Below are 21,191 nucleotides of genomic sequence, written 5' to 3'. Positions count from 1 at the left end.
CGAAAGGCAGAATCCCATGAAGGTCGACGGCAAGCATTTCCGCAGCATCTGGCGTGAGCGCGACGGCTGGTCGGTCGGAGCGATCGACCAGCGCCGGCTGCCGCATGAGTTCATCGTTGCGAAGCTGACCTCATGCGAGGACGCGGCCCTCGCCATCCGCGACATGCTGGTGCGCGGTGCGCCACTGATCGGCGCGACCGCAGCTTACGGCATGGCGCTGGCGATGCGCGAGGACGCTTCCGACGCCGGCCTGAAGCGCGCCTACGACACGCTCGTGGTGGCGCGGCCGACCGCGATCAATCTGAAATGGGCCCTGGACGAGATGCGCGCGAGCCTCGCGCCGATCGATGCACTGGAGCGCGCGGAGGCCGCCTATGCGCGCGCCGACGAGATCGTCGAGCAGGACGTCGAGATCAACCGCGGCATCGCCGGCAACGGCCTGAAACTCATCGAGGCGATCGTCGCAAGGAAGAAGCCGGGCGAGACCGTCAATGTGCTGACCCATTGCAATGCCGGCTGGCTTGCGACCGTCGACTGGGGCACGGCGACGGCGCCGATCTATCTGGCGCACGAGCGCGGCATCAAGATCCACGTCTGGGTCGACGAGACGCGGCCGCGCAACCAGGGCGCCTCGCTCACGGCCTGGGAGCTTGGCCATCACGGCGTGGCGCATACGGTGATTCCGGACAACACCGGCGGGCATCTGATGCAGCACGGCATGGTCGATCTCGCCATCGTCGGCACCGATCGCGTTGCCGCCAATGGCGATGTCTGCAACAAGATCGGCACATATTTGAAGGCGCTCGCCGCTCACGACAATAATGTGCCGTTCTATGTCGCGCTGCCGTCGCCGACGATCGATTTCGCCGTTGATGACGGCATCCGCGACATCCCGATCGAGCAGCGCAGCGGCACGGAAGTCACCGACATGACCGGCCGCACCGCGGACGGAAGGCTTGAGACCGTGCGCATCGTGCCGGAGGGCTCGCCGGTCGCGAACTATGCCTTCGACGTGACCCCGGCACGGCTCATCACCGGCCTCATCACCGAGCGCGGCGTGCTGAAGCCCGATCGCGCCTCACTTGCCGCGGCGTTTCCGGAGCGGATCGCAGCTGCGGCGGAGTAGTTCTGGCTCGGCGATAGCTCGCAATGACGGAGAATGACGCTCTAGCTCAGCTTCAATCCCGTCGCGGCCTCGAGCCCGGCGATCGCCTGGGCGCCGCTGGTGACCTTGATCGTCGTCATGCCCATCTCGCGTGCCGGCTTCAGATTGACGCCGAGATCGTCGAGATAGACGCAATTCTTCGGATCGACCTTCAGCGTTTCGACCATCAGCTGATAGATGCGCGGGTCGGGCTTGCGCAGGCCGATTTTGGCGGACTCGATGACATGGTCGAACAGCACCATCACCTCGGCGACATAGAGTGAGCGCCCGGTCATGCTGCCGATCGCATTGGCCGGCAGATTGTTGGTAATGCAGCCGGTCTTGAATTGCGCCTTGATGCGCTTCAACGCTTCGACCATCTCGGGGCGCAGATCGCCCTGAAGCAGCGGCAGCACGTCGCGGCCGCGCACCTCCGCGCCGAGCGCCAGCGATTCCGTCGCGAACAGTCTGTCGAACGTGTCGATATCGACCTCGGCGCGCTCGAACTTGGCCCAGGCATTTTCCAGATGATTGGCGGCATTGGTGCGCCGGATGATGTCGATGGGCAGGCCACGCTCTGTCTCGAACCGCGTGAACGCTTCAAACGGCGAACTCGTCAGCACGCCACCAAAATCAAAGATCACAGCCTCGATCGTCAAGATCCCGCCCTCGTCAATTCCTTTCCAAGAGCGCTAGCATGCGCTATCGGCAAGGGCCAGTCCGAAGCCATCCTAATGCTGTCACCGACGCCAACACCAAAGCGTGTTCCCATGAAGAAGCTCGTAACCCTCATTGCGATCGCGCTGCCGCTCGCCACGCCCGCTTATGCCATCGTTGGTGGCGGCACGCCCCAGGCCGATGGCGTCGCGCGCGCCGTCGTCACGATCGTCGGCTCGCGCGGCAATTTCTGTACCGGCACCCTCGTTGCGCCAAAGCTGGTGCTTACCGTCGCCCACTGCGTGCAACCCGGCGCGGACTACAAGATCGTCGATCGCGGCACCGACGGGCAGCCGCAACTGCTGAATGTCCGCACCGTCGCGATCCATCCGAATTTCAACATGCAGGCAATGCAAGCGCATCGCGCTACCGCCGACGTGGCGCTGCTGCAGCTGGAAATTCCACTCAAGGGAAAATCGACGGTGCCCGTCGGCGCGCCGAATATTCCGATCCAAGTCGGCAGCCGCTTCGTCGTCGCCGGTATCGGCGTCACCGTGCGTGGCGAGGGCAAGAGTGGCGGCGCGACGCGTGTTGCCGGCCTCGTCGCGACGGGTCAGCCCGGCACGCTCCAGATCCGGCTGGTCGACCCCGTAACCAACGGTGTTCGCGACGGAATTGGCGCCTGCACCGGCGATTCCGGCGGTCCCGTGTTCGAGGACAAGCCGACCGGATCCGTGCTCGTCGGCGTCATCAGCTGGTCCACGGGGCCGAACGGAGCCGCCGGCTGCGGCGGGCTGACCGGTGTTACGCCGCTCACGCTCTATCGCGACTGGATCTTGCAGACCGCGCGGAGCTGGGGTGCGGCGCTGTGATTTGACCGCGACCCGATCTATGTCATCTTGAAGCGGAAGCGCGATGGGCGACCATGTCCGTCGCGGAGGAAACGCGCCGCCCAACCAAGGGCGGCCACAAAAACAAGCAAGGCATAGAAGCAACAATGAATGTCGCTGTTCGCAGTCACGCCACGGCCAAACAGGCTTCTGAACATTTCGACGTGCTGATCGTCGGCGCCGGCATCTCGGGCATCGGCAGCGCCTATTACATGACCAAGCAGCTTCCGGGTGCGAGCTTCGTCATCCTGGAAACGCAGGCGACGTTCGGCGGCACGTGGACCACGCATCGCTATCCCGGCATCCGCTCCGACAGCGATCTCCACACCTTCGGTTATAGCTTCAAGCCCTGGGTCGGGCCGCCGATCGCGACCGCCGAGGAAATCCTCGCCTACATGAACGAGGTGATCGACGAAAACGATATCGCGCGGCATATCCGCTACAAGCACAAGATCAATTCGGCGAGCTGGTCGAGCGAGCAAAACCTCTGGACTATCGAGGCGGTGACGACCGACACCGGCGAAGCGAAAACATTCACTGCGAACTTCCTCTGGATGTGCCAGGGCTATTACCGCCATTCGGAAGGCTATACGCCGGAATGGAAAGGTACCGATCGCTTCAAGGGCCGCATCGTTCATCCGCAGACCTGGCCTGATGATATCGACCTCGCGAACAAGAAAGTCGTCGTGATCGGCTCCGGCGCGACGGCGGCGACGCTGGTGCCGAACATTGCCGACAAATGCGCGCATGTCACGATGCTGCAGCGTTCGCCGACCTATTTCCGTCTCGGCCGCAACGCCATCGAGATCGCGGAGGAGCTGCGCCGGCTGCAGGTCGACGAGGCCTGGATCCACGAGATCGTTCGCCGCAAGATCCTGTTCGAGCAGGACGCGTTCACCAAGCTTTGCTTGTCAAAACCCGAGCAGGTGAAAAAGGAGCTGATCGGGCAGATCAGCGCAGTGCTCGGTCCGGAGTACGATGTCGACACGCATTTCACGCCGAGCTACCGGCCGTGGCGGCAGCGCATCGCCTTCGTGCCCGATGCCGATCTGTTCAAAGGCATCGCCAGCGGCAAGGCGTCCGTCGTCACCGACGAGATCGAGTTCTTCGTTGAGAACGGCATCCAGCTCAAATCCGGCAAGCTGCTTGAGGCCGACGTCATCGTCACCGCAACCGGCTTCAATCTCGCGGCGCTCGGCGACATCGCCTTCGAGGTCGACGGCAAGCCGCTCGCTTTCGGCGACACCGTCACCTATCGCGGCATGATGTTCACGGGCGTGCCGAACATGGTCTGGGTCTTCGGCTATTTCCGCGCCAGCTGGACGCTGCGCGTCGATCTCGTCGCTGACTTCGTCTGCCGCCTGCTCGGTCACATGAAGGCCAAAGGCAAGAAGAAGGTCGAGGTCAAGTTACGCGCCGAAGACCACAACATGCCGATCCTGCCCTGGATCGATCCGGAAAACTTCAATCCCGGCTACATGATGCGCAACATGGACCTGCTGCCCAAGCGCGGCGACAAGCCGGAATGGCAGCACAGCCAGGATTACTGGACCGAAAAGGACGAGATCCCGAAGACGAATCTGGATGGCGGGGAGTTTGTGTACGGGTGAGGACTAGGCGCTAACCAAGCATTGCAACGTCGTCCCGGCCTAGTGCGCAATTGCGCACGGGGGCCGGGACCCATACAGCGAGGCCTATCGATTGCGGACGGTGCTAGTCCGAACGACTAGTCTTCGCCAAATCACTCCCTGGGGTTATGGGTCCCGGCCTTCGCCGGGACGACACGGTGTGCTGAGTCACATCCCAACTCACTCGGAGCAAGACTACGAATTCCTTCTTGTCGCATTCGTTGCAATCGCCGCAGCCGCGGTCCGGTTCTCGACTCCAAGCTTGGAGTAGATCTGCTCGAGATGCTTGTCGACCGTGCGCGGGCTCAAGCCCAAAATCTGCGCGATGTCGCGGTTGGTTTTGCCCTTGCTGAGCCAGGCCAGCACCTCGCCTTCGCGGGTAGTGAGGCCGAGCTCGCTGGTGAACTCGGGTGGCGGCGCGGTGCCGGATTCCCTGGAGAGCCGCAGCAGGAACTCGTTCGGTGCGGTCTCGCCCATGTAGTACAGCCGGAGCTGAGGATTGTCGGGCAAGGAAGCCGCCTGAGACTTCGAGCTGCCCTTGCCCTTCGCCTGCTCCAGCCATTGCAGCAATGATACCGGCAGGACGAAATCGTCGTCGGCCTGCGCGCCGTGGTGGTCCGCCAGCAGCTTCTGCGCCTGCGGGGTCGCCCACAACAATTTGCCCTGGCGGTTGACCGCGAACAGGAATCGGCCGGAGACATCGAGCGCGGCGCGTGCGCTTTGCGTCAGCCGCGCATTGCCGAGATGAACGCGGATCCGCGCCAGCATCTCCTCGATCACGATCGGCTTGGTCACGTAGTCGACGCCGCCGGCCTCCAGCCCGCGCACGATGTGCTCGGTCTCGGCGAGCCCCGTCATGAATATCACCGGGACATTGGCAAGGCCCGCATCGCGCTTGAGGCGGCGGCAGGTCTCGAACCCGTCCATGCCCGGCATCACAGCGTCGAGCAGCACGATGTCAGGCGTGATTTGGTCGACGATACGCATCGCGGCCGCGCCATCGAGCGCCACCATCACCGTCATCCCGGCGCTGTCGAGCGCGTCGGTGAGCAGCCGCAGCGTCTCCGGGGAGTCGTCAACAACGAGCGCGACGTCGCGCTTTTTCAACTCAGTGCTCATACGCATGCAACGTCTTCAATGTGGCCATGTACTGGCCGAGATCGAAGCGGTCGATCAGCGACCGCATTTCCGCGACGAAGTCGGCATGTTCAGGGTGCTCACTGCCGATCTCGTCCAGCTTCAACTGGATAGCCTTGACGTAGCCGATCTGACCGAGCCCGATCAGAGCCTCGATGTGTCGTACAGGCGGCCGCGAGCCGCTCTCCGGCCGCCACAGCGGCACCGCGATCTCCTCCGAGCCGTATTGCCATTCGACCTTGAGAAGCTGGCGGATACTTTCCAAAAGCCTGGGAATATCGATCGGCTTCATCAGGTAGCCGTCGTGGAAAGGCTGTGCCAGCGGTGTGCCGTGCGCCTCGAGCGCGCTGGCAGACACCATCAGGATGCGCGCCTGATGGTGGCCGCTGGCGCGCAGCGTCTCCGCCACCGTCCAGCCGTCCATGCCAGGCATGGAGATATCGAGCAGGAACAGATCAGGCCGGCAGTGCTGGGCTAGCGCCAGGCAGCCAGGCCCGTCGGGCGCGCTGAGCAGGATGAAGCCGAGTGGGGTCAACACCTCGCGCAGGAGGTCGCGATGCACGGGATCGTCGTCGGTGATGAGGATGGTCTTGCGCGCGCCGTGATAGCCCGAGATCGGGGCCTCCACCGGCGCAATGCGCTGCGGATTGGTGACTTCGGATAGCAGCATCTTGACCTTGAACGTGCTGCCGCTGCCGACCGTGCTCAAGACCTTGATGTCGCCGCCCATGACGCCGGCGAGCAACCGGCTGATGGTGAGGCCCAGCCCCGTGCCGGTCTGCGGCTGCGAGACACCGAGCGCGCCACGTTCGAAAGGTGCGAAGATGCGTTCGAGATCGTCGCCCTGGATGCCGGGGCCGGTGTCGATCACCTCGAACTCCGCGACCGGGCTGCGATAGTGCACCACGAACTGCACACTGCCGACCTGGGTGAATTTGATCGCGTTGGACAGCAGATTGATCAGCACCTGGCGCAGCCGCTTCTCGTCGGCATAGACCACGACCGGCAAATGCGCCGGCCGCCTGAACACGAAGTCGATGCTCTTGGCCGCGGCCTGAAGGCGGAACATGCCGACGAGCTGGTCGAGGAATTCGGTCAGGCGCACCTCGTCGCGCGACAGGTACAGCCGCCCCGCCTCGATCTTGGAGATGTCCAGAATGCCGTCGATCAGGCCGGAGAGGTGATCGGCGCTGCGGCGGACGACGCGGACCTGGTCGCGCGGCTTGGTGTTGAGCGTGGTGTCCTGCTCCAGGAGTTGGGCATAGCCGCTGATCGCATTCAGCGGCGAGCGCAGCTCGTGGCTCAGGCCCACCACGTAGCGGCTCTTGGCGAGGTTGGCGGATTCTGCGATTTCCTTGGCGCGCTGGAGCTCGGCATCGGTGCGCTTGTGGGCGTCGATCTCCTGAATCAGCAGCGTGGTCTGGCGTCGGGTCTCGGCCTCGGCGGCCCGTCGGCTCTGCTGCGCCAGCACGAACAGCCAGGCCACCACGCCGATGATGATGCTGAGCGAGAAGAACACCTTCCAGAGCACGTTGGAGACGAGCATGTTCTCGCCAGGCACGCTGACCGAGCTCTGGAGGTAAATCAGCCCCAGCACCAGCGCGACGAGGCCCGCGGAGACCACGAACACACCGATGTAGTGGCCGAACTGCGAGTTGATCCGCTGATAGATCGCCTGCGGCAAGATCCTGGCGAGTGCGTCGGCGAACTGCACCTGCGCGCGCGCATGCGGTTTGCACAAATCGTGGCAGCGCGCATCGAGCGAGCAGCATAGCGAGCAGATCGGGCCGGCATAGGCAGGACAGGAGGTCATGTCCTCCGGCTCGAAATGGTGCTCGCAGATGCAGCACTGGATCGATTCGATGTTGGCCCAACTCCTCTTCGGCTTGCGCGCGATGTAATATTTTCCGTCGGTGAGCCAGGCGATGACGGGCGCGGTGACGAAGGCGACCGTCAGCGCGACGAAGGCCGCGAGCGCTTTCATGGTCGAGCCGAACAGGCCGTAGAATGCCGCGATCGAGACGATGGTCGCGATCGTCATCGCGCCGACGCCGACCGGGTTGATGTCGTAGAGATGGGCGCGCTTGAACTCCATCTGCGGCGGGCGCAGGCCGAGGGGCTTGTTGACCACGAGATCAGAGACCAGCGCACCGACCCAGGCGATCGCGACATTGGAGTAGAGCGCGAGCGTCTGCTCCAGCGCCTTGTAGACGCCGATCTCCATCAGCAGCAAGGCCACCATCACGTTGAACACCAGCCAGACGACCCGGCCCGGATGGCTATGAGTGAGACGCGAGAAGAAGTTCGACCAGGCGATCGAGCCTGCATAGGCGTTGGTGACGTTGATCTTGAGCTGCGACAGGATCACGAACGCGCCGGTGAGTGCCAGAGCCATGTCCGGCTGCGACAACACGTAGCGAAACGCCTCGAGATACATGTGCGCAGGCTCGGCCGCCAGCTCGCTGGAGAGGCCGTGGCTCAGCGCGAAGAAGGCGAGAAACGAGCCCAGCAGCAATTTCAGCGCGCCGAAGATGATCCAGCCGGGCCCCGCGATCAGCAGGGCGGCCCACCACGACGTTCGCGAGGTGCGGCGGTCGCGCGGCAGAAACCTGAGGAAGTCGACCTGCTCGCCGATCTGAGCCACCAGCGAAAACACCACGGAGGATGCTACGCCGAACAGCAGTAGATCGAAATGTCCGCTGGGGTCGCCGTGCTCGCCGGCGAATTTGCGCCATTCCGTGAACGAGTAAGGGTTGGCCCAGGCGATCGCCGCGAAGGGCAGGATGTGCAGGATGATCCAGATCGGCTGCGTCCAGAGCTGGAAGCGGCTGATCAGCGTGATGCCGTAGGTGACAAGCGGGATGATCGCGACCGCGCTGATGAGATAGCCGATCGGGCGCGGAATGCCGAAGCACATCTCGAGCGCCGTGGCCAGGATCACCGCTTCGATCGCGAAGAAGATGAAGGTGAAGGAGGCGTAGATCAGCGACGTGACGGTCGAGCCGATATAACCGAAGCCGGCGCCGCGGGTGAGCAGGTCAATGTCGATGCCGCATTTGGCGGCATAATAGGCAATCGGGACGCCGCAGCAGAAGATGATGATGGAGACGACGAGGATCGCGGCGGTGGCGTTGGTAACCCCGTAATTCAGGGTGATGGTGCCGCCGATCGCCTCAAGCGCGAGAAAGGAGATGGCGCCCAGGGCAGTGTTGGCGACGCGGGCAGCGGACCACCGGCGCGCGCTCTTGGCGGTGAAGCGCAGCGCGTAGTCTTCCAGCGTCTGGTTGGCGACCCATTGGTTGTACTGGCGCCTGACGCGATCTATTCGCTGCCGCCCTGCCACTTCAGCCCCCACTCCTACTCCCGAACGCGCCGGACCCCCTCGCAAAATCCGTACCAAAAGCCTACGTCGTCATTTTGCGGTGCAGTATACGCGATCTTGCGTATGCTTGCAGTGCACAAATTCGAGCCATCCTCACGGCACCAATCGCGTGTCCTCGAACAACAGTGGGGTGCTCATGTCAGACGAAGCGAACAAGGGCCTGTTATCGCCGCTCCGGCGCAAATTATTGATGGGAATGGCGGCCGTGCCGGCCATCACCATGCTACCGCGAGCATCTTTTGCGCAGGCCCCAGCGACCTCGGCAGTCAACACCACGGGTCTCGCGGTCACCGACACCGAGGTGACGGTCGGCATCCTGCATTCGGCGACCGGCACCATGGCCATCTCCGAGACCGGCTCGATCGAAGCCGAAAAGCTTGCCATCGAGCAGATCAATGCCATGGGCGGCGTGCTCGGTCGCAAGATCAAGTTCATCCAGGAAGACGGCGCCAGCGACTGGCCGACCTTTGCCGAGAAGGCCAAGAAGCTGCTGGTCAACGACAAGGTCGCGGCGATCATGGGCTGCTGGACCTCGGCGTCCCGCAAGGCCGTGCTGCCCGTCATGGAGCAGTACAACGGCATGCTCTATTACCCGACCTTCTACGAAGGTCTCGAGCAGTCCAAGAACGTGATCTACACAGGTCAGGAAGCCACTCAGCAGATCCTCGCCGGCCTGAACTGGATCGCCAAGGAGAAGGGCGCCAAGTCGTTCTTCTTCATCGGCTCCGACTACATCTGGCCGCGCACCTCGAACAAGATTGCGCGCAAGCATGTCGAGAACGTGCTGAAGGGCAAGGTGGTCGGCGAAGAGTATTATCCGCTCGGCAATACGCAGTTCAATTCGGTCATCAACAAGATCAAGCTGACCAAGCCCGACGTGATCTTCACCGACGTCGTCGGCGGCTCGAACGTCGCGTTCTACAAGCAGCTCAAGGCGGCCGGCATCGACCTCTCCAAGCAGGCGCTGCTCACGATCTCGGTGACCGAAGACGAGATCGACGGCATTGGCGGCGAGAACATCGCGGGCGCCTATGCCTGCATGAAGTACTTCCAGTCGCTCGACAATCCGAACAACAAGACCTTCGTTCCTGCGTTCAAGAAGATGTGGGGCGAGAAGACCGTGATCGGAGACGTCACCCAGGCTGCCTATCTCGGACCGTGGTTGTGGAAGTTGACGGTGGAGAAGGCGGGCTCCTTCGACATCGACAAGATCGCCGCGGCGTCGCCGGGCATCGAGTTCAAGGGCGCTCCGGAAGGCTATGTGCGCATCCACGAAAATCATCACCTCTGGTCGAAGACCCGGGTGGGACGCGCCAAGCTCGATGGCCAGTTCGAACTGATCTACGAGACCGCCGATCTGGTCGAGCCGGATCCGTTCCCCAAGGGCTACCAGTAAGACGAGATCTATCAGTTAGTCACGGCGTTCGTCGCCGTTTCCCTCTCAGGCAAAACCTCTCCCTGGCGTGGACCGCAAATCCACGCCCAAGACCCCCGCGTCGCGAACCTGCTCGCGACGCGGGACCCTTTCCCGACGGAGGACATCGATGTTCGGCGACTACTCGCTTGGTGACCTTGGCTCCATCTTCGTCATGCAGGGCTTTGCAGGACTGATCCTGTTCTCCGTCTACGTCCTGATGGCGCTGGGTCTTGCGATCATCTTCGGCCAGATGGGCGTCATCAACATGGCCCATGGCGAGTTCATGATCCTTGGGGCCTACGTCACCTGGATGACCTCGAGCTTCTTCCAATCCTATTTGCCGAGCCTGTTCAGCGGCTATTTCTTCCTCGCGATGATCCTGGCCTTTGTCGCATCCGGTGCGTTGGGGATGCTGGTGGAATGGGTGCTGATACGGCATCTCTACAAGCGCCCGCTCGACACGCTGCTCGCGACTTGGGGCCTCAGCCTGATCCTGCAACAGGCCTATCGCTCCGTGTTCGGCGCGCGCGAGGTCGGCGTCGAGCTGCCGCAATGGATGCTCGGCTCGCTGCACGTGACCGACAGCATCGAAGTGCCGATCAACGGCGTCTTCGTGATGTGCCTCACCGTCCTGATCACTGTCGGCGTCGCCTACGTGATGTACAAATCGCGCTGGGGTCGACAGGTGCGCGCCGTCGTGCAGAACCGCATCATGGCCGGTGCCGTCGGCATCAACACCGAAAAGGTGGATCGCTACACTTTCGGCCTCGGCTGCGGCATTGCCGGTGTCGCTGGGAGCGCCTTCACCATGATCGGCTCGACCGGGCCGACCTCCGGACAGCTCTACATCGTCGATACGTTCCTGGTGGTCGTGTTCGGCGGCGCGGCAAGCCTGCTCGGCACCATCGCATCGGCCTTCTCAATCTCGCAGACCCAATCCACCCTCGAGTTCTTCCTGTCGGGCTCGATGGCTAAGGTGCTGACGCTGCTTGCCGTTGTCGGAATCCTGATGCTGCGGCCGCAGGGTCTCTTCGCCCTCAAGGTCCGCAAATAACAAGAAGCAGGCAAGTCATGGTCATCAACTCACGCTTCTTCAATCGATCCGAGCTCATGGGCTTCCTCGTGCTGGCCGCCGTGCTGTTCGTGATCCTGCCGCTCTCGCTGGATGTGTTCCGTCTCAACCTCGTCGCGAAGTATCTGACCTACGCCTTCGTCGCGCTCGGTCTCGTGCTGTGCTGGGGCTACGGCGGCATTCTCAGTCTGGGGCAGGGCGTGTTCTTCGGCCTCGGCGGCTATTGCATGGCGATGTTCCTCAAGCTGGAGGCCTCCAGCGTCGAAAATACCAAAATCCAGTCGACGCCAGGCATCCCGGACTTCATGGACTGGAATCAGATCACGTCACTGCCACTGTTCTGGCAGCCGTTTCACAGTCTCGCCTTCACCATCCTCGCCATCATCTTGGTCCCCGGCATCTTCGCGCTGATCATCGGCACTGCGATGTTCAAGCGGCGCGTGGGCGGCACCTACTTTGCCATCATCACCCAGGCGGTGGCGGCCATCCTCACCATCCTGATCGTGGGCCAGCAGGGCTACACCGGCGGCATCAACGGCATGACCGACCTGCGCACCCTCAAGGGATGGGACATCCGGCCCGACCACGCCAAGGTCATCTTGTACTTCGTCGAAGTGGTGCTGCTGTTCGCCTGCATCGGCATCGCGCAGTTCATCCGCCTGACCAAGCTCGGCCGCATCCTGGTGGCTATGCGCGAACAGGAGGACCGCGTCCGCTTCTCCGGCTACAGCGTCGCCAACTTCAAGATCTTTGCGTTCTGTATGGCCGCGGTTTTCGCCGCGATCGGCGGGGCCATGTTCGCGCTCAATGTCGGTTTCATGTCGCCGTCCTTTGTCGGCATCGTGCCGTCGATCGAGATGGTGATCTACACCGCGGTCGGCGGACGGATGTCGATCTTTGGCGCGATATGGGGGGCCATTCTGGTGAACTTCGCCAAGACCAGCCTGTCGGAATCCTTTCCGCAACTCTGGCTGTTTGGTCTCGGCGCGCTGTTCATCGCGGTCGTGCTCGCTTTCCCGAACGGCCTGTCGGGGCTCTGGGCCGACTATGTGCAGCCGCGCGTCGACCGCCTTTTCGCCTCGCGCAAGAAGCCGGGCTGGAGCGACAATTCGGTTGCCGACGGCGCACCAGCAGAGTGAGGAGACCATCATGCTCGTCGGTCATCACGATGCCGATGCCATGCTGGCAGTGAGGAGATAGGTCATGCTCGTCGGTCATCGCGATGCCGATGCCACGCTGGCAGTGAGGAGATAGATCATGCTCGTCGGTCATCAGCCCAAGGAATTCCTGCTCGCGGTCTCCGGGCTGACGGTTTCCTTCGACGGCTTCAAGGCCGTCAACGATCTCTCGTTTTACGTCGAGGAGAACGAGATCCGCGTCATCATCGGCCCCAATGGGGCCGGCAAGACCACGGTGCTTGACCTGATCTGCGGCAAGACCAAGGCGACCGAAGGCTCGATCCAGTTTCGCGGGACCGAGCTGACCAAGCTGAAGGAGAACGAGATCGTCAAGGCCGGCGTCGGCCGCAAGTTCCAGACGCCGTCGGTGTTCGAAGACCTCACCGTGTTCGAGAATCTCGAGATCTCGTTTCCGCGCGGCCGCACCGTATTCGGCTCACTCACGTTCCAGCGTGACCAGCTGGTGAGGTCACGCGTCGGAGAGGTTGCCGAGATGATCTTCCTCAAGGACAAGCTCAACACCTATGCCTCCGAGCTCAGTCATGGCCAGAAGCAATGGCTCGAGATCGGCATGCTGCTGATTCAGGATCCTGACCTGCTCATGCTGGACGAGCCCGTCGCCGGCATGAGCGTGTCCGAACGCACCAAGACCGCCGAGCTGCTCAACCGCATCATCAAAAACCGCTCGGTGCTCGTGATCGAGCACGACATGAAGTTCGTCGAGGACATCGCGCACAAGGTCACCGTGCTTCACCAGGGCCAGATCCTCTCGGAAGGCACCATGGAAAAGGTGAAGAACGATCCCAAGGTCGTCGAAGTTTATCTCGGTCACTAAGGAGCGCGACGATGCTGGCTATTTCTGATCTTCACGTCGCCTACGGCCAGAGCGAGGTGCTGCACGGGCTCAACGTCAAAGTCGCGCCCAACGAGATCGTGGCGATCATGGGTCGCAACGGCATGGGCAAGACCACGCTGATGAAATCGCTGATGGGGATCCTGCCGGCCAAGAGTGGCTCGGTGACCATGGACGGCGCCGAGCTCGGCAGCCTGCCGAGCTACGAGCGGGTGGCCAAGGGGCTCGCCTATGTGCCGCAAGGCCGCATGATCTTTTCTACCATGACGGTGAAGGAGAACATCGAGACCGGCCTCGTGGTCTCCGGCGGAACCGAAGTGCCCGGTGACATCTACGAACTGTTTCCGGTGCTGCTGGAGATGAAGGACCGCCGTGGCGGCAATCTCTCCGGCGGCCAGCAGCAACAACTCGCGATCGCTCGTGCGCTGGCGACCAAGCCAAAAGTGCTGCTGCTCGACGAGCCGACCGAAGGTATCCAGCCGTCGATCATCAAGGAGATGGCGCGCACGCTCAAGCACATCCGCGACGAGAAGGGGCTTTCAATCGTCGTGTCCGAGCAGGTCCTGAGCTTCGCGCTCGATATCGCCGACCGTGTGCTGGTGATCGAGAACGGCGAGATCGTCCGTGATGATCCGCGCGGCGCCGTCGATGCCGCACAGGTCTCGAAATATCTGTCCGTCTAACCAACCGTGTAAAAGGGGAGCCTCTCGATGCCAGAGACACTGATCAAGGTCGATCTCACCAAGTCGGCCTATGAAAATGACATGGTGCATAACCGCTGGCACCCCGACATTCCGATCGTGGCCTGGGTCAATCCCGGCGACGACTTCATCATCGAGACTTATGACTGGACCGGCGGTTTCATCAAGAACAACGATTCCGCCGACGACGTGCGCGACATCGATCTGTCGATCGTGCACTTCCTCTCCGGCCCGATCGGCGTCAAGGGCGCCGAGCCCGGTGACCTCCTCGTCGTCGACCTGCTCGACGTTGGCCCGATGAAGGAGAGCATGTGGGGCTTCAACGGCTTCTTCTCCAAGCAGAACGGCGGCGGATTTCTTACGGATCATTTCCCGCTGGCGCAGAAGTCGATCTGGGACATCAAGGGTCTCTACACCTCGTCGCGGCATATTCCGGGCGTCAACTTCGCCGGCCTGATCCATCCCGGCCTGATCGGCTGTCTCCCCGATCCGAAGATGCTGGACACCTGGAACAAGCGCGAGGCCGAGCTGATCGCAACCAATCCGACCCGTGTGCCCGGCCTCGCCAATCCGCCGTTCGCGCCGACCGCTCATGGCGGCCGCGCCAAGGGCGAGGTCAAGGACAAGATCGGAGCCGAAGGCGCGCGCACCGTGCCGCCGCGGGAGCATGGCGGCAATTGCGACATCAAGGACCTTTCGCGCGGCTCGAAGATCTACTTCCCGGTCTACGTGCCCGGCGCCGGTCTCTCGATGGGCGATCTCCACTTCAGTCAGGGCGACGGCGAGATCACCTTCTGCGGTGCGATCGAGATGGCCGGCTGGCTGCATCTGAAGGTCGAGGTGATCAAGGACGGCATGGCGAAGTACGGCGTCAAGAATCCGATCTTCAAGCCGTCGCCGATCACACCGAACTACAAGGACTATCTGATCTTCGAAGGCATCTCGGTCGACGAGGCCGGCAAGCAGCACTATCTCGACGTCACCATCGCCTACCGCCAGGCCTGCCTGAATGCGATCGAATATCTGAAGAAGTTCGGCTACTCCGGCGCCCAGGCCTATTCGATCCTTGGTACGGCACCGGTTCAGGGGCACATCTCCGGCGTCGTCGACGTGCCCAATGCCTGTGCCACATTATGGCTGCCGACGGAAATCTTCGACTTCGACGTGATGCCGTCCTCGGCAGGTCCGATCAAGCACATCAAGGGCGATATCCAGATGCCGATATCGCCGGACAAGTAATCCCTGCGCGACCGGATGCGAGACGGCGTATCTGCCGCCCCGCATCCGCCGCGACAGTTCTCTCACAGACAACAGCGTAGGGATGATGCGATGCCGGTCTATGAATATCTCTGTGACGATTGCGGTCCGTTCAAGGATATGCGCCCGATGGCCGAATGCGACGATCCGCAAGCCTGTCCGCAATGTGAAATCATGGCGCCCCGCGTGATTCTGACCGCCCCGAACTTCTTCTGCATGCCGTCGGAGACGCGCAAGGCTCACGCCGCCAACGAGCGCAGCACGCACGCGCCGCAGACGCTGGCGCAATACAAGGCCTCGCATGGCCCCGGTTGCGGCTGCTGCTCCACGGGCAAGAATTCGTCAAAGAACGCGCCGGATAAGAACAAGCCGGCGCGGCTGGTGACCAAGACCAGGAGCGGTGCCAAGGGTTTTCCCACCGCGCGGCCCTGGATGATCAGTCACTGATTCACGCGGCAATCTCAAACAGAGTAGAGGAGCAATTCAAATGCTTCACGGTGACATCTCCAGCAGCAACGACACCGTCGGCGTCGCGGTGGTCAACTATAAGATGCCGCGCCTGCACACCAAGGCCGAGGTGCTCGACAGCGCCCGCAAGATCGCCGACATGGTGGTGGGCATGAAGACCGGCCTTCCCGGCATGGACCTGGTGATTTTCCCGGAATACTCCACCCAGGGCATCATGTACGACTCCAAGGAGATGTATGAGACCGCTTGCGCGGTGCCCGGTGAAGAGACCGCGATTTTTGCGGAGGCCTGCCGCAAGGCCAAGGTGTGGGGCGTGTTCTCGCTCACCGGCGAGCGCCACGAGGAGCATCCGCACAAGGCGCCCTACAACACCCTGATCCTGATGAACGACAAGGGTGACATCGTGCAGAAGTACCGCAAGATCATGCCGTGGGTGCCGATCGAGGGCTGGTATCCCGGCAATTGCACCTATGTCTCCGACGGCCCGAAAGGGATGAAGGTCAGCCTGATCATCTGCGACGACGGCAACTTCCCGGAGATCTGGCGCGACTGCGCCATGAAGGGGGCCGAGCTGATCGTGCGCTGCCAGGGCTACATGTATCCGGCCAAGGAGCAGCAGATCCTGATTTCAAAAGCGATGGCATGGGCCAACAATGTCTATGTCGCGGTCGCCAACGCTGCCGGCTTCGACGGCGTCTATTCTTACTTCGGTCACTCCGCGATCATCGGTTTCGACGGCCGCACCCTCGGCGAGTGCGGCGAGGAGGACTACGGCATCCAATATGCCCAGCTGTCGAAGCATCTGATCCGCGATGCGCGCCGCAACGGCCAGTCGCAGAACCATCTCTACAAGCTGGTCCACCGCGGCTACACCGGCATGATCAATTCCGGCGAAAGCCCGCGCGGCCTCGCCGTCTGCCCCTATGATTTCTACAAGAACTGGATCGCCGATCCCGAAGGCACCCGGGACATGGTCGAGGCGATGACGCGCGCGACGCCCGGTACCGCCGAATGCCCGATCGACGGCATCCCGAATGAAGCGGCGCCCACCAATTACTAAGCCGTTGCCCAAATCAGTGTGTGTGAAGGCGTGCCGCTCGCTCCCGTTGGGACGCGGCGCCGCCCCAGATGATCAGTCATTGATGTGAACGACGGTCAATACTGCGACCGAACCGCACACGCAAACGTCGTGGATCGACCAGGCTGCGCCGGAAAAGCGTGCCTCTGGTGCAACATGGTCCGCTGAATCAGTCCGGTTTTGCTGTCCCCCAGCGATTCCGCCGATTCCGTAGTTCCACGGAGGGGCCCGGCGGCCTAGTTTGCCGGCGGCGCCGCTGGGGAGCGCTGGACTGAGGGCATCAAAGTGGAATTTGGGCCGCCGAAGGCTGGTCGGATTGGGCTGCGCCTTGCCGCGGTCGCTTCGTCTGTCGTGGCGGTCGTTCTCAGCCTCGGCCTATCGGGGACACCTGCGCAGGCGGACTGCGCGCCCGACCCGGCGGCAAGCGGGCAGACCGTCACCTGTAGCGGCACCGATGCCGACGGCTTTGCGGCAAGCGGCGGCGTCACCAATCTGACCGTAAATGTGCTGACTGGCGCCAGCGTCAACGATAACGGCACGGCGGCGATCAACGTCAATGACACCAACGTCATCACTAACAACGGCACGGTGGCGGCGGGCTCGGGCCTCACCGGCATCAATGGCGGCAATTCGAACACCGTGACCAACAACGGCGCCATCACGGTGCTTGATAACGGCCTCGGTATCTCCGCGCTCGATCACAACATCATCATCAATGCCGGGACCGTCACCACCGGCGACCACGGCAGCGCGATCTCGGTAGGAAACAACAATAGCGTTAGCAACAGCGGTGCGCTGTCCATCGGCGCGTCGGGCGCGGGCATCTTCGCGGTCCAGAGCAACACGATCACCAACGCCGCGACGGGCACGATCACCGGACTCGATGATTCAATCGGGATTTTCGCTTCGTTCGGTGGCACGACCGTGACCAATGCAGGCGCGATCAAGGTCGGCGATTCCTCCGGCTTCTCCGGCGGCATCGTTGCGACCATGGATAACAACACGGTCACCAACACCGCCACCGGCACGATTTCGGTCGGGCAGGGTGCCGCTGGCATCTTTATGCAGGGTAGTTTTCAAATCGTCAGCAATTTCGGCGCAATCACGGCCGGCGACTTTGGTGCCGGCATCGCCTTGTTCGGTGATGACGCCAAGGTCACCAATAGTGGCTCGATCAAGTCGGGCGATGGCACGTCCGCCGGCATTGCGGTGCAGGGCAATCGGGTCGCGATCAACCAAAACGGGACGATCAGCGTGGGTCTGGGCGGTGCGGGCATCGCGTTTACGGGCCTGTCCTCCACGATCAGCAACAATGGACGGATCACAGGGGCCGATTTCGCCGAGGGCATCGTAGCTCTCGGTGATTCCAACACCATCATCAACAGAGGTACGATCACGGTCGGCGATTCCGGCTTCGGCATCGACGTGAGCTCGTTCACAACGACAAACCACGTTGTCAATACCGGAACCATCACCGTCGGTGCTGGCGGCGTCGGCATCAGCGTGAGCGGCGGGGCCAACGTCTTCAACTCCGGGACCATCAACGCTGCGGCCGGAATCGCTGCAATCGAGTTTTGTGTCTGCGGCCCCAACACGCTGACGCTAGGACCCGGCAGCATCATCAACGGCCTGGTGCTCGGCACTGGCGTCGACACGTTCCAGCTCGGAGGCATCGGCAAGGATACGTTCAACCTCGACCTGATCGGTCCCCTTCTTCAGTATGACGGCTTCTCGACCTTCAACAAGGTCGACAATTCGACCTGGACGGTGACCGGCACGGGTAATCAGGACTGGAACGTGCTGGGCGGCACGCTCACGCTGGCCGGCACCATCAATGGCAATGTGAGTGTCGCGGCCGGCGGCACGTTCGGTGGCGTCGGCACGGTCGGAAGCTCCATCTCCGTCAACGGCGGTACGCTAGCACCGGGCAGTCCCACCGGGACGCTCAACGTGTCCGGTGATCTCTCGTTTACGTCGGCGTCGCACTACATGGTGCAGGTCTCGGGCACCAGCAACGGCGTCGCGGTCGTCACGGGAACGGCGACGCTCGCCGGCGCCACGGTCGTCGTCGTACCGACCGGCTCGATCGCGAAGCACTACACGATCCTGAACGCGGGCACGCTGCCCGACAGCTTCAATCCGGTCGTCGCGGGTTTGTCATCGAACCTGCATGCGACCCTGAGCTACGACCCCAACAACGTCTTCCTGGATCTCGCGCTGGGCTATGGCGGCGGCCTCAATATCAACCAGCAGAATGTCGCCAACATTCTGACGCACTACTTCGACAACACCGGCAGCCTTCCCGTGGTGCTGGCGAATCTCTCGCCGACGGGACTGACGCAAGCCTCCGGCGAATCAGGGACGGGATCGCAGCAGACGACGTTCAATGCGATGAACCAATTTATCGGCTTGTTGACCGACGTCTTCAGCGCGGGACGCGGCGGCGCACCGGGCGCGACGCCCTATGCCGACGAGACGAACGCGACTGCCTATGCCGCGACCCGCAAGAACGCGAACGAAGCCCTTGCTTCGATCTACCGCAAGGCACCGCCGCTGACATTCGAGCAGCGCTGGGACGTCTGGGCCGCCGGCTATGGCGGCTCGCAGGCCACTGACGGCAATGCGGCGCTTGGCTCGAACAACGCCACCAGCAGCGTGTACGGCACGGCGGTTGGTCTGGATTATCGCTTCTCGCCGTCGACGATCGTAGGTTTTGCGCTCGCCGGCGGCGGCACCGGCTTCAATGTCACCGGGCTCGGCTGGGGCCGCTCGGATTTGTTCCAGGCCGGCGCCTTCGTGCGTCACAACGCAGGACCGGCCTATGTCACGGCCGCGCTGGCCTATGGCTGGCAGGACGTCACGACCAATCGCATCGTCACCGCCGCCGGCGTGGATCAATTGCGTGCGCAGTTCAACGCCAACGCGCTCTCGGGCCGTGTCGAGGGCGGCTATCGCTATGCCTGGCAGTGGATCGGCCTCACCCCCTATGCGGCGCTCCAGGCCACCGTGTTCAGCCTTCCGAGCTATTCGGAGTTCGCTGTGGTCGGCAGCAACGTCTTCGCGCTGAATTATGCCGCCAAGGACGTGACCAGCACCCGCACCGAACTCGGCCTGCGCGCGGACAAGTCCTTTGCCGCAGCCGGCGGCCTGATAACCTTGCGCGGCCGCGTCGCCTGGGCGCATGACTACAATCCGGATCGCACCATCGGTGCGGTCTTCCAAACGTTGCCGGGATCGGCGTTCGTGGTGAACGGCGCCGCCCAAGCACACGATTCCGCGCTGACCACAGCGGCGGTGCAGATGAGCTGGATGAACGGCTGGTCTGCGTCGGCGACTTTCGAGGGCGAGTTCTCGAACGTCACCCGCTCTTACGCCGGCAAGGGCGTCGTCCGCTACGCGTGGTAGGCGCTACCGTTTCTGCTGCGCCGGCTTCCGGGGCGGTCGCGGAGCGGCGGCCGGCGTGGGTGTCCCGCTCATCTTGTTGGCGGCTTCGCTGACGTCGAGCAGCGAGCGACGGATGTCATCGAGGAAGTTCGCCGATTTCTTTTTCATGGTGTCGGCGAGTTCGTGCAATCCCTGGATCTTTTCGAACAGCTCATCCGCCTTGCCGTCGGCAAAGCCGGGCACCACGCCTTCGATCTTTGTGACCGCCTTGTCGAAGCCCGCGAAGGCGCTGTCGACCCTGGCCATGACGGAATCGATTTCGCCGCCCTTGCTCCGGAGATCGGCGGTGTAGTTCTCGAACGTGCGCAGGCCTTCCTTGATCGCCGGGGCGTTGCTGACGATCGTACGGTCGACGCTATGCAGGGTGTCGACGATCGATTCGGCATCGCTGAGATCGGCGGTCAGCACGGGGACGCCGTCCGAGTCCAGCGGCACTGGCGGCGCCGAGGGCGCGCCGCCGATCAGCGAGACCGCGGCGACGCCGGTGAGGCCCTGGAACTCGATGCCCGCGACGGTGTCCTTGCGTATCGGCGCGGTATTGTCGAGCATCACCAGGGCCACGACCTTGCGCGGATTGTCCAGCTTGATCGACAGGATTTGGCCGGCGGGGACGCCATCGAAATTGACCGGTCCGCCGCGGCGCAATCCGCTGGCGGAGCCCCCCTCGAATACCACGCGCAACTGGCTGCGGCTCTGGAGGGTGCGCCATTTCTGCACGCCGAGCACGCCGCCGAACGCCACGGCGATCACCGCCAGCGTCGCCGTTCCGATCACCAGATTGCTCGCGCGTGCCATGCGGGATGATTTTACGGCCAAAGCGGGGAAGTTGGAAGGATGATGGCGTGGCCGCAATAATAGGATGGGCGAGTTAGGGAAGCGTAACCC

General features: G+C 62.7%; 16 protein-coding genes. 12 read left to right on the top strand and 4 right to left on the bottom strand.

From position 1 onward, the window contains the following. The first annotated feature begins 16 nt into the window (after positions 1-16). Complete coding sequence (mtnA, locus tag IVB07_RS37055; RefSeq protein WP_018455935.1) at positions 17-1,126, top strand: S-methyl-5-thioribose-1-phosphate isomerase; 1,110 nt, start codon at positions 17-19, stop codon at positions 1,124-1,126. Between the two features lie 41 nt (positions 1,127-1,167). On the opposite strand, the gene IVB07_RS37050 is transcribed toward mtnA, so the two are convergent. Continuing rightward, on the bottom strand, positions 1,168-1,803 hold the full coding sequence (locus IVB07_RS37050; RefSeq protein WP_018455936.1) for an HAD-IA family hydrolase: 636 nt from the start codon (positions 1,801-1,803) through the stop codon (positions 1,168-1,170). Positions 1,804-1,914: 111 nt separating this feature from the next. Between IVB07_RS37050 and IVB07_RS37045 the strand changes: the two genes are divergently transcribed. Both IVB07_RS37045 and IVB07_RS37040 read left to right on the top strand, forming a co-directional pair. Further along, positions 1,915-2,673: a trypsin-like serine protease gene (locus IVB07_RS37045; RefSeq protein WP_018455937.1), complete on the top strand. Its 759-nt coding sequence runs from the start codon at positions 1,915-1,917 to the stop codon at positions 2,671-2,673. Between the two features lie 125 nt (positions 2,674-2,798). Continuing rightward, positions 2,799-4,301, top strand: a complete 1,503-nt coding sequence (locus IVB07_RS37040) for an NAD(P)/FAD-dependent oxidoreductase (protein WP_247364265.1) — start codon at positions 2,799-2,801, stop codon at positions 4,299-4,301. Between the two features lie 213 nt (positions 4,302-4,514). On the opposite strand, the gene IVB07_RS37035 is transcribed toward IVB07_RS37040, so the two are convergent. Together IVB07_RS37035 and IVB07_RS37030 are read right to left on the bottom strand one after the other, a co-directional pair. Next, positions 4,515-5,444, bottom strand: a complete 930-nt coding sequence (locus IVB07_RS37035) for a response regulator (protein ID WP_247375822.1) — start codon at positions 5,442-5,444, stop codon at positions 4,515-4,517. Next, entirely contained in the window at positions 5,428-8,799 is a 3,372-nt protein-coding gene (locus IVB07_RS37030; RefSeq protein ID WP_018455940.1) for an ATP-binding protein, read from the bottom strand. Before IVB07_RS37030 ends, IVB07_RS37035 begins: the two co-directional genes overlap by 17 nt. Positions 8,800-8,974: 175 nt before the next feature. On the opposite strand from IVB07_RS37030, the gene urtA reads away from it, so the two are divergent. From urtA to IVB07_RS36985, 9 genes are all read left to right on the top strand, one after another. Next, complete coding sequence (urtA, locus tag IVB07_RS37025; RefSeq protein WP_018455941.1) at positions 8,975-10,234, top strand: urea ABC transporter substrate-binding protein; 1,260 nt, start codon at positions 8,975-8,977, stop codon at positions 10,232-10,234. A gap of 148 nt (positions 10,235-10,382) precedes the next feature. Further along, complete coding sequence (urtB, locus tag IVB07_RS37020; RefSeq protein WP_018455942.1) at positions 10,383-11,309, top strand: urea ABC transporter permease subunit UrtB; 927 nt, start codon at positions 10,383-10,385, stop codon at positions 11,307-11,309. 17 nt (positions 11,310-11,326) lie between these two features. Next, positions 11,327-12,466, top strand: coding sequence for an urea ABC transporter permease subunit UrtC (urtC, locus tag IVB07_RS37015; protein WP_018455943.1), 1,140 nt, complete (start codon positions 11,327-11,329; stop codon positions 12,464-12,466). Positions 12,467-12,584: 118 nt separating this feature from the next. Continuing rightward, complete coding sequence (gene urtD / locus IVB07_RS37010) at positions 12,585-13,340, top strand: urea ABC transporter ATP-binding protein UrtD (RefSeq protein WP_018455944.1); 756 nt, start codon at positions 12,585-12,587, stop codon at positions 13,338-13,340. Between the two features lie 11 nt (positions 13,341-13,351). Then, positions 13,352-14,041, top strand: a complete 690-nt coding sequence (gene urtE, locus IVB07_RS37005; RefSeq protein ID WP_018455945.1) for an urea ABC transporter ATP-binding subunit UrtE — start codon at positions 13,352-13,354, stop codon at positions 14,039-14,041. A gap of 27 nt (positions 14,042-14,068) precedes the next feature. Continuing rightward, a complete protein-coding gene (gene fmdA / locus IVB07_RS37000; protein WP_007598072.1) occupies positions 14,069-15,298 on the top strand; it encodes a formamidase in 1,230 nt (409 codons plus the stop codon). A gap of 90 nt (positions 15,299-15,388) precedes the next feature. After that, complete coding sequence (locus IVB07_RS36995; protein ID WP_018455946.1) at positions 15,389-15,763, top strand: zinc ribbon domain-containing protein; 375 nt, start codon at positions 15,389-15,391, stop codon at positions 15,761-15,763. Between the two features lie 40 nt (positions 15,764-15,803). Continuing rightward, positions 15,804-16,844 (top strand): aliphatic amidase, encoded by a 1,041-nt coding sequence (locus IVB07_RS36990; RefSeq protein ID WP_018455947.1) that lies wholly within the window; start codon positions 15,804-15,806, stop codon positions 16,842-16,844. 303 nt (positions 16,845-17,147) lie between these two features. Beyond that, entirely contained in the window at positions 17,148-20,267 is a 3,120-nt protein-coding gene (locus IVB07_RS36985) for an autotransporter domain-containing protein (protein ID WP_247767418.1), read from the top strand. A gap of 3 nt (positions 20,268-20,270) precedes the next feature. Here the strand turns inward: IVB07_RS36985 and IVB07_RS36980 are convergent, their stop codons facing one another. Further along, complete coding sequence (locus tag IVB07_RS36980) at positions 20,271-21,101, bottom strand: MlaD family protein (protein ID WP_018455949.1); 831 nt, start codon at positions 21,099-21,101, stop codon at positions 20,271-20,273. Positions 21,102-21,191: the final 90 nt, after the last annotated feature.

The sequence above is a fragment of the Bradyrhizobium sp. 172 genome (genome assembly GCF_023101065.1).
GTDB classification, from domain to species: Bacteria; Pseudomonadota; Alphaproteobacteria; order Rhizobiales; family Xanthobacteraceae; genus Bradyrhizobium; species Bradyrhizobium canariense_D.
The sequence above is the reverse complement of the archived record's forward strand: the minus strand, read 5'-3'. Positions and strand labels throughout refer to the sequence as shown.

Bases quoted from the DNA above. Each gene is read 5' to 3' on its own strand.
- urtE (WP_018455945.1), top strand. From the start codon at position 13,352: ATGCTGGCTATTTCTGATCTTCACGTCGCCTACGGCCAGAGCGAGGTG.
- fmdA (WP_007598072.1), top strand. From the start codon at position 14,069: ATGCCAGAGACACTGATCAAGGTCGATCTCACCAAGTCGGCCTATGAA.
- IVB07_RS36980 (WP_018455949.1), bottom strand. From the start codon at position 21,101: ATGGCACGCGCGAGCAATCTGGTGATCGGAACGGCGACGCTGGCGGTG.
- urtA (WP_018455941.1), top strand. From the start codon at position 8,975: ATGTCAGACGAAGCGAACAAGGGCCTGTTATCGCCGCTCCGGCGCAAA.
- urtB (WP_018455942.1), top strand. From the start codon at position 10,383: ATGTTCGGCGACTACTCGCTTGGTGACCTTGGCTCCATCTTCGTCATG.
- mtnA (WP_018455935.1), top strand. From the start codon at position 17: ATGAAGGTCGACGGCAAGCATTTCCGCAGCATCTGGCGTGAGCGCGAC.
- IVB07_RS36990 (WP_018455947.1), top strand. From the start codon at position 15,804: ATGCTTCACGGTGACATCTCCAGCAGCAACGACACCGTCGGCGTCGCG.
- urtD (WP_018455944.1), top strand. From the start codon at position 12,585: ATGCTCGTCGGTCATCAGCCCAAGGAATTCCTGCTCGCGGTCTCCGGG.
- IVB07_RS37045 (WP_018455937.1), top strand. From the start codon at position 1,915: ATGAAGAAGCTCGTAACCCTCATTGCGATCGCGCTGCCGCTCGCCACG.
- urtC (WP_018455943.1), top strand. From the start codon at position 11,327: ATGGTCATCAACTCACGCTTCTTCAATCGATCCGAGCTCATGGGCTTC.
- IVB07_RS37040 (WP_247364265.1), top strand. From the start codon at position 2,799: ATGAATGTCGCTGTTCGCAGTCACGCCACGGCCAAACAGGCTTCTGAA.
- IVB07_RS37035 (WP_247375822.1), bottom strand. From the start codon at position 5,444: ATGCGTATGAGCACTGAGTTGAAAAAGCGCGACGTCGCGCTCGTTGTT.
- IVB07_RS36995 (WP_018455946.1), top strand. From the start codon at position 15,389: ATGCCGGTCTATGAATATCTCTGTGACGATTGCGGTCCGTTCAAGGAT.